Consider the following 12,702-nt stretch of genomic DNA (forward strand, 5'->3'; position numbering starts at 1 on the left):
AGCACAGGCTGAACTAAGCTAGCTCATCTAAACGAATACGCACTACTTTATCGGTAATGGTTTTAAGTTGCTCAATTTTCTCAATCGCTAAATTCATCTGACTCTCCACCACTGGTAAAGTCAAGATAATCACTGGCACTTGCCCCACTTTATGGGCAGGTTTTTGCAAAATAGCATCAATATTGATACCTGCATCACTCAGAATTCGAGTGATATCCGCTAATACGCCAGGATTGTCATAAGCATGAACGCGCAGATAGTAACCAGTAATCATTTGTTCGGCACGTAATATTGGAGTATTGGAGAGCTGCTCAGGAACGAAAGCTAAATGTGGCACATGATGACCATGATAATCATGATCGTTACTACCCAAAACGCGAACTAGGTCCATTACATCAGCCATTACCGCAGAGGCAGTAGCACCAGCGCCGGCACCATCACCATAATATAGGGTTTGTCCCAGCGGATGAGAGTTGACCAATACAGCGTTTTTGACGCCATTAACATTAGCCAATAGCGTATCTTGTGGAATCAAGGTGGGATGGACACGTAGCTCGATACCAGTGCTAGCGTCTTGCTCATTACTACCTTCACGGCGGACAGCAAAGCCTACGTGTTTGATGCGATAGCCAAGCTCTTCGGCATAATTGACATCTTGCAAAGTAATACCCGTAATGCCTTCGCAGTAGACCTTGTCAAACTGTAACGGAATACCAAAGGCGATAGAGGCGAGCAGCGCTAATTTATGAGCCGCATCAATACCTTCGACATCAAAGGTGGGATCAGCTTCTGCATAACCCAGCTCTTGCGCCTCGCTTAGTACATCCGCAAAAGGACGACCTTTGTCACGCATCTCAGTCATGATGAAGTTGCCCGTACCGTTGATGATACCCGCCAACCAATCGATCTTATTAGCCGCCAAGGCTTCACGCATAACTTTGATAATAGGAATACCGCCAGCTACTGCCGCTTCATAAGCTACGTGAACATTATTAGCTTCAGCGGCCGCAAAAATCTCATTACCATGTTCAGCTAGCAAGGCTTTGTTAGCGGTCACCACGTGTTTGCCATTTTTAATAGCGTGCATAATGACATCTTTAGCGAGGGTAGTGCCACCGATGACTTCGATGACAATATCGACATTATCGCTGGCAGCAGTGGCCATCAAGTCATGGTTTTGGATAATAGCAGGATCGATATCATCGCGCTGACGGCGGGTACCCACCTCAGTAATCACAATGTCACGTCCGCTTCGACGCTTAAGTTCATCTAGATTGTCGTTGATTAAGTTGACGACGCCAGTACCGACAGTACCTAGGCCAAGTATCGCTAGTTTGATGGTTTTACTCACAGTATCCTCAGGAGGTTAAATAGTTGAATAAAAGTAAACAGATATAAAAAATGGCTATGCTGCTGATCGCCTATAACGCTCTATCGTATCATACCGACAAGCGTTAGTGCCGTCTACTCAATATGGCAACGGATCAGTATTTATAGTTATTGAATAATACCCACGGCTTGAGCCAATTGTTCTGCAGGAAGATAACCACCCACTTGTTGCCCTGATTCGGTAAAGATAGCTGGGGTGCCACGTACGCCTAGTCTGGCGCCCAAGGCCATTTGTTCTATAACTGGATCGTTACAGCTCGGCGCTTGAACATTAGCGCCGCCTTTGGCTTGATCCATGGCAGCGCTACGGTCTTCACTACACCAGATCGCTTGCATTTTTGGCACACTGGCTTCGCTACGAGGCCAAGCCAAATAACGCACTTCAATGCCTAAAGCGTTGATTTCATCCATCTCTTTATGAAGCTGGGTACAATACGGGCAATCTGCATCCGTAAAAGAATAGATGACTGATTTTGTCTCACCCTTGGCGGGGTAGATAATCATATCTTTTTTATCCACTGCTTTTAAAGCATCTTTCGCCTTACGCGCTACCAGTTGAGCACTGATATCGACAGGTTCATCTGATCCAATAGCTACTATTTGTCCTTGAATAATGTGCTTACCAGACTTGTCCGTAAAGAACGAAGGCAGGCCTTCAGCTGTCACCCAGTAGATATCTTCCATCTCAGTAGGTACTGCAGAGACAATGTTTTCCTCAATACCAGAAGCACTTAAGTTTGCTTGCAAAGCTTGGACCACCGCTTGATCGCTGTCAGCAGTAGTGACGCTTGGTGCGCTGGCTTTCTGTGAATCACTCACAATATCAGTACTACTATTAATAGCGTCAGCATCATTATTTGAACACCCTGCGGCTACTATAACCAACAGCGCACTCATTAGCCCTCGAGTTAGCTTTTTATGAGAAGCATTCGAGCTTATAAGTTGGGTTGCAGGAGTTTTGGGTTTAAACAAATGCGATAAGGACATATGACTTTTCCTATGGGTAAGCGCGTCTATAATAGTATATCTGCTAGATAATGCTAGAGAGTTACGCATGCGATAATATAACTATTATTGCAATAAAGGTTTGGATAATGAGGGTAATAAATCACTATCTTATGAGTAACTGTTTGATAAGTAATTATTTGATGAATAACTATCTATTAACTTACTATCTATAATGAGAGCGCTATAAAAAGAGCTAATGAATAAAAATAAATCCTCCTATATTAGCATGTTTTATAAATCACGGGTAAAACCTAGATTATAATAAACCACCCTAAGCTGCACATTAAGATGATGATTGAGCAATACTTAGTGTTCAAAGTTTATAGTAAAGGCCTATAGTAAATCAGATACATTTATACTATGTCATATCATCATTTGTCTAGGTACGCTAAGGCTAATAAGCGAATAAAACACATAGTAATATAGCCGTTATAATAAGGTTATCTACCTAAATCCATGCTAAGGAGCGAAAATGGCAAGTGGCAGTTTATTACTATTGCTCGATGACATAAGCCTATTAATGGATGATGTCTCGGTCATGACCAAAGTAGCAGCAAAAAAAACAGCAGGACTAGTAGGCGATGACTTAGCATTGAATGCTGAGCAAGTGACAGGGGTTAAACCAAGCCGAGAGCTGCCAGTCATCTGGGCGGTTACCAAAGGCTCATTTGTAAATAAGCTCATCTTGGTGCCAGCTGCGTTATTAATCAGCTATTTTATACCTTGGCTTATCACCCCTTTACTCATGATCGGTGGTCTGTTTTTAAGTTATGAAGGTGCTGAAAAGGTAGTCCACAAGTTTTGGCCAACTTTACTTCCAGATGACGAGGAGCATGAAGCACGGCGTACCGCCAATGCTGAAGATGAAGATAGGGTAGCGTTTGAAAAGAGTAAGATTAAAGGCGCTATTCGTACGGACTTTATCTTATCCGCTGAAATTTTAGTTATCTCTTTAGGAGCAGTAACGGCAACCGGCGGAACAGTATTAGAAAAAGGGATTGTGCTATCTATTATTGCTTTAGTTGTGACAGTCGGTATTTATGGTCTAGTGGCGGGTATTGTAAAAATCGATGATGCAGGGCTGCATTTGATTAAAGAATCAGAAGCAGGAGAGAGTAAGCGTAAGCTTGGCGAGTTTATGCTCGCTGCTGCTCCAAAACTCATGAAGTTCTTATCCATCGCTGGTACCATCGCTATGTTTTTAGTGGGCGGCGGTATTATTGCTCACGGTATTGGTTATTTGGATAATATTGTAAAAAGCATTGCCAATCAGATTGGATTGCTAGAAGGGTTAGTAACGATGTTATTACAGGGTATCGTTGGTCTAATCGTTGGGGTGATTGTTTTGTCTATTATTAACCTCATTAGTAAAGTCCGCAGCGGTGATGAATCCGTAGCTCATTAGTAGCTTACTAGTTACTCATTATTTTCCATAACAATGCCTTATATCCAATTAAAAGCCCCGCATATCAACTGATATGCGGGGCTTTCTTTAGTTTGAAGCATAAGAGTAGCGTTACTAATCAGCTCCGCTATCACTGTCTGAGCTATCTACCTCGGCTTGTTCAGCTTGCGTTGGTTTTTTATGCTCAGCTTTAGGCTTGCGGCTCCGCGCCTTTGGTACCTTTGACTGTACTTTCGGTGTAGTTAGATTAAACATACTGGTCTGTGGTAGCAATTGCTCAGCCACATTTTCGATCATGTTTTTATAACTAGCGATAGTGGTTTTCGATTTCGCTGATTGACTATCATCCTTTGTAGGCTCGTCATCTTGCGCACTTTGGTCATCGCTGGTATTGGCTTGATCAGCCTCTAGCAGCTCCTCACTTTCAGTACTGATATCACTCGCCTGTTCTGCACTAGTCAGAGCGTCAGCTTGGGTTTCATCAGCATCAATCTCGCTAGCGTTCTGCTTGCCGTCATTTTGCTGCTCATACCCTTGATCTTCGGTGCTCACCTCGGCGGTTTCGGCTACAGTAGTAGTCTCTTCTACCTCTTGCTGAGCATCCTTTAGACCGGGCTGCACCTCAGGAAGGGTCAACGTGGCTTGCTGCTGCGGCTCATCCGTATCATAATCAGGATGCTGACCACGTGGATCATTGCTAGCACGTTTGCCTATAGCTGTTGGTGTCACCTCAGTTTTGCCCTGCGGCGCCGCATATTGGCTGACCGCTTGAGTCATTGCGCTAAAGCGTGCTAGATAATCAGCGCTAAGGGGCTGATAACCATAGTTGCTAAAATCAAAGACATCAGCGTCGGCCTGCTTAGGCGCTTCTACTGGCTGAGAATAGCTCGTCATTGCGGCAATAAAGCTACCAATGACGCCATTATCTGCTAATTGGTTTTCCGCATCCTGAAGCGTAGCACGAATAAACTCGCCGACCGTACCACGGAGAGTAGAAATACCGGCCGTAGCTGGTACTACATCAGCTTTATTGGCATCGTTCGTTTGAACGCCCTGCTGTTGCTGATGACGTACTACGCGTGGGTCATTACTGGCTTGCCCATATTTATCGGCAGTAATATAGCGTGCCGCAAATAATGCCTCATGAGTAAGCTCAACTGCAGGCTTGCCACTTTCGCTGCTCCCTTTATCTTCTTTATCATCGCTATCTTTACTGGCGTTTTCCTTAGAAGTAACGTCAGTAACAGTCGGACTAGTAACAGTCGTTTCCTGCTTTTGCTCCTCGCTGACCTGCTGGGTTTCAGACGATGTTGTAGACATAGGTGCTGACTTAGCAGTTGCTGAAGCATCCTCCTTTTGGTCCTTAGTAGCCGTTGTAGAGACAGGCTGCTCAGCACTAGACGTTTTATCATCTGTAGGTGAACGAGCGCCGCTGTTATCATCTTGAGTATCAGACGGTGTTTTATTGGCAGCTTCATCTGTACTCACCTCTGCCTGCTTTGCAGTAGTAGGCTGGTTCTCAGACTTGCTATCATCCAAAGACAAATGGACCACTTCTGGAGATTTGAGCTTAACGGGAGACTCATTAACTTGCAGCGTTACCTCATTAGGGTCTTGCTGACTACGCGTGCTGGCTTTAGCTTTGCTACTATCAGCAGTAGTCTGGGTTTCACCTTGTTTAGCAGTGCTGTCTAAAGTTTCGCCGCGCTCCAGAGTACCACGTGAAGGACGCTTGCTGTGCGGCTTACGTTTGTTACGAGTATGCTCATCAGCGTCGCTACTATCTTGACCATTGGTATCAGTGGCGCCAGAGTCCTGACGCTTATTGTCATAACGGTTGTTACGCTGGCGATCATTACTGCGTTTATTATCGTCGCGTTTGTGCTGACTATCGTCTTGGCTATCAGTTTTACCCGTATTTTTGGAGTCATTAGTGCCATTGGTTCCATTATCAGCACTGCTGCTATCAGCTACTCGATGACTGTCATCACGCTGATCTTTTCTTTGACGTGGTTTTGATGATCTGGTTTTACGGGGTTTACGCTTTCTCTTATCGTCATTTTTATCTTCGTCTTTGTCTTCACTAGTGCCTTGAGTCGTATGTTGGCGTGCTTGTTGAGCATCATCTTGCTGCGCCGCTGTGCTATGGCTACTAGTTAAAGGGCTACTAGTTAAAGCACTATTATCGACTTGGCCAAATGAGCCTAGACTTTGAGCGCCAGTGTTTACAATAGCCTCGATAGCTTCAGCAGCTTCACGGCTACTTACGCTGTGAGCGGTCTGCGCTTGTGGGGCTTGAGCAAATAAATTAGACAACCAAGCTACGGCTTGTGGCTGGGCTGCAGCCGGAGCAGCTGCGCTCACAGCTTGAGCGTTTTGTTGCACTTTTGGTGATGGCGTCTGAGCGCTATGCTGCTGTTGATTTTGAGTGGCTTGCACGGTCGCACGCACTGAAGTTACGGCGCTACTATTTTCAAGACGCTGGTTTTGTTGTCCCCCGCTAGGCTCGTGGTTTGAGTGGCTATTTGACTGACTGTCCTGCTTCGTAGAGGATGCTCGTGGTTGGCGGGTAGGCTGCTGCTCTGGACGCTCTTTTTCAGCGGTTTGCCAGTCAACATCATAACCCAAATCGCTATACTCTTGCTGCTGGGTATCGGTAATACGCTCATAGCTTGAGGGCGCAAAACCATCACGATTAAAGTGCAATTTAAAATTAGGCGACTCAAGATGAGCGTGTGGCAAAATAGTAATACGGGTGCCACTATCTTGCTCTAGATAAACCAGGCTATCACGCTTCTCGTTCAGCAAAAAGGCAGCAATATCGGTCGGTACTTCGGCTTGAACCTCACCCTGACGCTCTTTTAGGGCGATCTGCTCGATTTGGCGCATAATCGACAACGATAATGAGCGCAAATCACGAATCATACCGTTACCATGACAGCGTGGGCAGATATAGCCTGTTGATTCCTCTAATGAGGGGCGTAGACGCTGACGACTCATTTCCATCAACCCAAACTTGGAGATATCGCCAAACTGGACGCGGGCACGGTCGTATTTAGTGGCATCAATCAGACGTTTTTCGACTTCTTTTTGATTCTTATTGTCATTCATATCAATGAAGTCGATGACAATTAGGCCGCCCATATCACGCAGGCGTAGCTGGCGTGCAATCTCGTCAGCCGCCTCTAAGTTGGTATGATAAGCGGTTTCAGCAACATCTGAGCCTTTGGTCGACTTAGCTGAGTTGATGTCGATAGAGACCAAAGCTTCGGTTTGGTCAATCACAATAGAGCCGCCTGAAGGCAAACGGACTTCACGCTGATAAGCGGTCTCGATTTGCTTCTCGATATTAAAGCGAGAAAACATCGGCTCATAATCGGTATATTTACGCAGCTTTTCAGCCTGGGTCGGCATTACCGCATCAATAAAACCTGCCGCTTCAATATAAGCGTTTTCGTTATCGATCCAAATCTCACTGATATCATCACGCAGATAATCACGTACCGCACGCGTAACCACGCCCGCTTCTTGGTGCACCAAGCGCGGTGAAGGATATTTTTTATTTTGTTCTTGAATGGCTTGCCAGATATTGAGCAGGTGATTTAGATCATGCTGTAAGTCTTCTTGAGTCTTACCAATACCAGCGGTACGAATGATGACGCTCATGCCTTTAGGCAAATCAAGGTTACTGAGCATGCGCTTCATATCTTCACGCAGCTTGCCTGATATCTGACGTGAGATACCGCCGCCACGCGGATTGTTGGGCATCAGTACAAGGTAGCGACCAGCGAGCGACACATAAGTAGATAGCGCTGCACCTTTATTACCACGCTCTTCTTTTTCGACCTGCACGATAAGCTCGTCGCCTTCTTTAATGAGCTTTTTGATGTTTTCATCACGTGGATTACCGCTCAAGTATTCGGTTGAAATCTCACGGATAGGCAAAAAACCCTGACGCTGTGAGCCATATTCAACGAATACTGCTTCAAGCGAGGGTTCGACACGGGTCACGTGACCTTTATAAATGTTGGATTTTTTTTGTTCACGGGTACGATTTTCAAGATCGAAATCATACAGATGGTTGCCTTTACATAAGGCGACACGAATTTCTTCGTTTTGAGTAGCGTTGATTAAAATGCGCTTCATATTTGTATCCTATGAGTACGCATAATCACGACAAAATGGGTGCTATGACACAGTGGCAAGTAAGGCTAATATGAGTATTAGCACTGAAATGTTATTACATAGAGGATAATAAAGCGCTCAAGCCATTATAAATTGTGCTTGAGGACCTGCATTTTTATAACATCTAGCGCATGGCTACTCTTAAATTTTAATCCTAAATATCAGTATTTATAGTTGCTGTTTATGGCGGTTATCTTTGATAGTTCAGCTCTCGTCGTTATACGTGGTAAGCGTGGCGATAGAGTCATACTATTTGAAGATACTGATGCTCGGTACTGATTGTCAGTACTGGTTGGTACTAAAATTTCCTAAAAGTGGGTCATGCTGTCACAGCTAAATTATAAAAATCTATCAACAACGTTACTATAATCGTAAGTCTAACTATAATGGTTGTAAGACATTATTAGGTTATGCAAATTACTTGTAGCATTTATAGATAGAGTATTATTTATTATTCCAAAAGGTACAACATTCATTATAGGGTTAGTCGTTTCGGTTTTTATCACTACACTGTTCATTAGCGGGGCGTACTTGGCAAACAGAATAAAAGGCCGGCTCATTAGCACGGTATTATGCTCTCATTGTTCACATCAACTGTATTAGAAGATAGGTAAGCTTCACTATCCTCTGTCAAATCTGTTTGACCGCCAATACTTATATAGCACATAGGCTGTATTTAGGCAGCTATTAAAGTGACCCTAAACGACTCCTACTTGCTCAACTGCACTGACCTAAATGACGATTAACCAAATAGTTATACAAACCAAAGGGTTAAACAAATCAAGTCGTTATTATGCGTATGCTGAGTAAATGGGTCTGGTTATTAGCAAATATCTTGCTTTATAGTCGGATGAGACGCGTAACATTATCGTCATCGGCGCTCAACATGCTAAACTATAACAAATCTTTGACTAAATACCTAACTAAAAATGACGAATTCAACAACCAACGATAAACCTATTCATGAAGCTCCGGCTATCTTCAATAGTAAAACCCGCCCTCAAAGCGCTGATGACGAGATTAGTAACTTTGAAAAAGTTAATTATTTAGAAGTGACTCGCCATCAACATGATCAGCGTTTGGATAACTTTTTACTTAATCGCCTCAAAGGCTTGCCAAAAGCGCATGTCTATAAAATGATTCGCTCGGATGAAATTCGAGTCAATAATAAACGCTGTAAAGCCCACGATAGAGTGCAGCGTGAGGATGTGGTACGCATTGCACCAGTACAGCTAGCGACTCGCGATAAGCCTATTATTAGTAACGACTTTGCTAAGAGTTTGCTGGCGCGCGTGGTTTATGAAGATGATGGTTTAATAGTGCTCAATAAACCTTCAGGTATAGCCGTCCATGGCGGCAGTGGGCTTGATTTTGGGGTGATAGAAGCCATGCGCGAGGTTACTGGCAAAAAGTATCTTGAGCTTATTCACCGTATCGACAAAGATACCTCTGGGCTACTGATGATCTCCAAAAAACGCTCGGCACTAAAAGACTTGCAGCAACATCTGGTTGATAAGACCATTCAAAAGCATTACTTATGTATAGCAAAAGGTCAGCCTGCGATGGGTGAGCAGCGTATCGATGCGCCGTTGCTGCGCTTCACCCTAGCGAGCGGCGAGCGCCGGGTTAAGGTAGATGCGCAAGACCCGCAAAGTAAAGACAGCCAAACCGACATTGTGGTACACAGCCGCTTTACCGTTGGTAATCAGCCGGTAAGCTTAATAGAAGCCAAACCCTTGACCGGACGCACGCATCAGATTCGGGTGCATCTGGCGCATATCGGTCATCCGATATTAGGCGATGATAAATATAATCCGCAAGATAAATCGGGCGCGCACCGCTTGTGCTTGCATGCTTGGCGCTTAGATATCCCTGGTTATGAAGTGATTACTGCGCCATTACCTGAGGATATAGCGGCAATGCTACCTGAAAACACTGAACTGCCAGAGGTTACCAAAAGTAATAATGACTAAAAGCAATATCACTCAGCCCCAATCGTCGATTATCCCTACCAATTATCCAAAGACTCATAGCTCGGATTCTCATAGCTTAAGCTCTCATTGTTTGGCTGACAAAAAGCTGATTATCTTTGATTGGGATGGTACCTTAATGGATTCTATAGGCTTGATTGTTGAGTCTATGCACATTGCTGGCGAGCAGCATGGCTTCCAGACCACCGACGAGGCAGTAAAAGGTATTATCGGGTTAAGCTTAATCAAAGGGATTAAAATCCTTTATCCTGTAGCAACTCCTGAGCAAGAACAGAAAATCCAACAAAGTTATGCCGATTATTATATTGCCAATAGTCATCGAACTCCATTTTTTGCACCTATAGATACTATGCTGAAAACGCTAAAAAATGAGGATAAACTATTGGCAGTGGCTACCGGCAAAAAGCGTATGGGACTGGATCGAGTCATAGAAGCTTCCAATAGTCAGCACTACTTTGCCATAACCCGCTGTGCTGATGAATCGGGCTCCAAGCCTGATCCGCAGATGCTACTCGATATCTTAGACTATACTCAGCAGTCTATTGCTGATGCGGTCTTTATTGGTGATAGTATTTATGATATTCAAATGGCGACAGCGCTCGGTATGACCAGTATTGCCGTGAACTACGGCACCGCTAGTAGCACCGAGCTGGGTGCCCAGCAGCCGACTTATCAAGTCGATACGCCAGCTGAGCTAGCTGACTTATTAACTGCCTAGAGTAGTACCTATAGTTGAGTCACTTTAAAAATGTTACAACTCAGTGCTACTGGTGTTAATTTTGCGCAGCCTCTGGCTGCAACGACACAGCACGCAAGTAAAATGAATACCAGTGGCACGTGGCTGAATATGTCATTTTTATTTGGCATTGACTATATATTAAAGTGTGTTAACTATAATAATATAGCGTTAAAAAAGGGTTTATCACGATTAGCGATAAACCCTGTTTGCTTCAATGCACTCTAATATTACAGTTAGTCTTTCAGCTCAGTATTTTCTAGTTTAGTACTTTCTAGCTTAGTATCGGCGTCGTCAGGCGCTTGTTCACCAAGTTTATAATCATACCAGCGGCCCATAACTCCGGCCAGCTCGTCAATACCTTCTTTTCTAAGCGCTGAGAACAGCTGGATAGTGCAAGGTAGATCTAGCTTTTTGAGCTGTTGACGGGTGTTGAGTAGCGCATTTTTAGCCGCACCATATTTAAACTTATCTGCTTTGGTAAGTAGGATATGTACCGGTAGCTCACCGTCTTTTGCCCAATGCAGCATCTGCTCATCAAAGAATTTTAGCGGATGGCGGATGTCAGTAAGGAGTACTAGGCCCGCTAAGCTTGAGCGTGATACCAAATATTCTTCTAACTCAACCTGCCACTCCTTTTTCATCTCCAGCGGTACCGCTGCGTAGCCGTAACCGGGTAAATCAACCAAACGGGTATCAGTATCGCCAATGCTAAAAAAGTTAATCATCTGAGTGCGCCCCGGTGTTTTGGAGGAGCGTGCCAGTTGACGCTGGTTGGTTAGCGCATTAATAGCAGAGGACTTACCTGCATTTGAGCGGCCAGCAAAAGCCACTTCTAAGCCCTCATCAGGAGGACAGAGACGAAAAGTGGGTGCTGAGGTCATAAATTCGGTTTGTTGAATGCGCTGACGGGCTTTGGTGTTGAATTCGGCCTGTTCAGCGCTGGTGTTTTTAGGTGGGGTACTCATAAATAACTCATTAACATTCAAATATAGGGAGAGATGGGTTGAGATTTAGGCAGTATTTATAACTACAAAAGCTTTGAGAGCAAATGTCGATATTTATATGGACTATTGAAAAAACCGTCCTTAACATCATATAGATAACAGCATAACATTAAAACGAGTGTCCGCTTAGTGAAAGTTATTAGTGAAGGTAAGATGGTCAATTATTGATCGATATCAACTATTTTTAATCTATAAGCTGCAATAGATGACATAAATTGTTACAATAATACTTTGAAGAGCTCGCTATGCTAATAATAGCTAACTATTGATCACTTAGTAGATCTTAAGTTGATTAATAAAGCGACTAATTGATGGTAAAACTGAAATAACTTTATAACAAGCTGACCAAAGGAGGTACATTATGCGCTCTGTAAAGAATTTTTTAGCTAAAACTAGCCGCGCTTTGGTTAGCACTACTGCCGCGCTTGTATTTAGCACCGCTATGGTTAATAGTGCCCTAGCAGCTGATATTGCAATTACTTACGATAATTCCTGCGCTGCTTGTCATGATAGTGGCGCCTTGAACGCCATTAAAAAAGGCGATAGCGCTAAATGGCAACAACTGATACAGCAAAAAGGTATGCCAGCGCTGGTTGAGTCTGTTAAAGGCGGTATGATTCAAATGCCAGCAGGCGGGCTGTGTGATAACTGTAGCGATGAAGACTATCGTAAATTGATTGAATATATGAGCAAATAGTAAGTAAAATAAGTGGCAACAGTCTGTTTAAATTTACCAAAGCGCAAGTTTAATCAACTTTATGCGCTTTTTGCTTTTTTTTACATCCGCCTAAAAGCAATGTAAATAGCCCTATTTAGATATAAAAACCGTTAGATGCTACGATTAAGTAGGCAAATTCTATAAAGTCTTGCTATAATAATTGCAAATAAACCCTGATGTCAGTAAGTGCTTTTGGACTCTACGAGATTGAGACCTTTAAATACATTAATCACCTTGCTAAATAGTAGGCTGACGTAGCGCAT

At 43.7% G+C, this 12,702-nt stretch carries 8 protein-coding genes; 4 read left to right on the forward strand and 4 right to left on the reverse strand.

All coding sequences use genetic code 11. The features are described 5' to 3' along the window. Window positions 1–13 precede the first annotated feature (13 nt). Both JMX18_RS11475 and JMX18_RS11480 read right to left on the reverse strand, forming a co-directional pair. Complete coding sequence (locus tag JMX18_RS11475; RefSeq protein ID WP_201587824.1) at window positions 14–1,351, reverse strand: homoserine dehydrogenase; 1,338 nt, start codon at window positions 1,349–1,351, stop codon at window positions 14–16. Window positions 1,352–1,497: 146 nt separating this feature from the next. Further along, complete coding sequence (locus JMX18_RS11480; RefSeq protein ID WP_201587826.1) at window positions 1,498–2,376, reverse strand: DsbC family protein; 879 nt, start codon at window positions 2,374–2,376, stop codon at window positions 1,498–1,500. Between the two features lie 493 nt (window positions 2,377–2,869). Here JMX18_RS11480 and JMX18_RS11485 point away from each other — a divergent pair, with 493 nt between their 5' ends. Next, window positions 2,870–3,802 (forward strand): DUF808 domain-containing protein, encoded by a 933-nt coding sequence (locus JMX18_RS11485; RefSeq protein WP_201587828.1) that lies wholly within the window; start codon window positions 2,870–2,872, stop codon window positions 3,800–3,802. A gap of 114 nt (window positions 3,803–3,916) precedes the next feature. Here the strand turns inward: JMX18_RS11485 and JMX18_RS11490 are convergent, their stop codons facing one another. Then, entirely contained in the window at window positions 3,917–7,948 is a 4,032-nt protein-coding gene (locus tag JMX18_RS11490; RefSeq protein ID WP_201587830.1) for an Rne/Rng family ribonuclease, read from the reverse strand. Between the two features lie 968 nt (window positions 7,949–8,916). On the opposite strand from JMX18_RS11490, the gene JMX18_RS11495 reads away from it, so the two are divergent. Together JMX18_RS11495 and JMX18_RS11500 are read left to right on the forward strand one after the other, a co-directional pair. Beyond that, complete coding sequence (locus tag JMX18_RS11495) at window positions 8,917–9,960, forward strand: RluA family pseudouridine synthase (RefSeq protein ID WP_201587831.1); 1,044 nt, start codon at window positions 8,917–8,919, stop codon at window positions 9,958–9,960. Then, window positions 9,953–10,696: an HAD-IA family hydrolase gene (locus JMX18_RS11500; protein ID WP_201587832.1), complete on the forward strand. Its 744-nt coding sequence runs from the start codon at window positions 9,953–9,955 to the stop codon at window positions 10,694–10,696. The genes JMX18_RS11495 and JMX18_RS11500 overlap by 8 nt, the downstream gene beginning before the upstream one ends. 254 nt (window positions 10,697–10,950) lie before the next feature. Here JMX18_RS11500 and yihA read toward each other — a convergent pair whose 3' ends face one another. After that, the gene (gene yihA, locus JMX18_RS11505) at window positions 10,951–11,682 is read right to left on the reverse strand and encodes a ribosome biogenesis GTP-binding protein YihA/YsxC (protein ID WP_201587833.1); all 732 of its coding nucleotides are present in this window, start codon (window positions 11,680–11,682) and stop codon (window positions 10,951–10,953) included. Between the two features lie 400 nt (window positions 11,683–12,082). Between yihA and JMX18_RS11510 the strand changes: the two genes are divergently transcribed. Further along, a complete protein-coding gene (locus JMX18_RS11510; protein ID WP_201587834.1) occupies window positions 12,083–12,418 on the forward strand; it encodes a c-type cytochrome in 336 nt (111 codons plus the stop codon). Window positions 12,419–12,702: the final 284 nt, after the last annotated feature.

The organism is Psychrobacter jeotgali, from assembly GCF_904846315.1.
In the GTDB taxonomy this organism is placed as follows: domain Bacteria; phylum Pseudomonadota; class Gammaproteobacteria; order Pseudomonadales; family Moraxellaceae; genus Psychrobacter; species Psychrobacter jeotgali.

Coding starts and splice junctions, on each gene's coding strand:
- JMX18_RS11480 (WP_201587826.1), bottom strand. CDS start 2,376: ATGTCCTTATCGCATTTGTTTAAACCCAAAACTCCTGCAACCCAACTT.
- JMX18_RS11485 (WP_201587828.1), top strand. CDS start 2,870: ATGGCAAGTGGCAGTTTATTACTATTGCTCGATGACATAAGCCTATTA.
- JMX18_RS11490 (WP_201587830.1), bottom strand. CDS start 7,948: ATGAAGCGCATTTTAATCAACGCTACTCAAAACGAAGAAATTCGTGTC.
- JMX18_RS11495 (WP_201587831.1), top strand. CDS start 8,917: ATGACGAATTCAACAACCAACGATAAACCTATTCATGAAGCTCCGGCT.
- JMX18_RS11500 (WP_201587832.1), top strand. CDS start 9,953: ATGACTAAAAGCAATATCACTCAGCCCCAATCGTCGATTATCCCTACC.
- yihA (WP_201587833.1), bottom strand. CDS start 11,682: ATGAGTACCCCACCTAAAAACACCAGCGCTGAACAGGCCGAATTCAAC.
- JMX18_RS11510 (WP_201587834.1), top strand. CDS start 12,083: ATGCGCTCTGTAAAGAATTTTTTAGCTAAAACTAGCCGCGCTTTGGTT.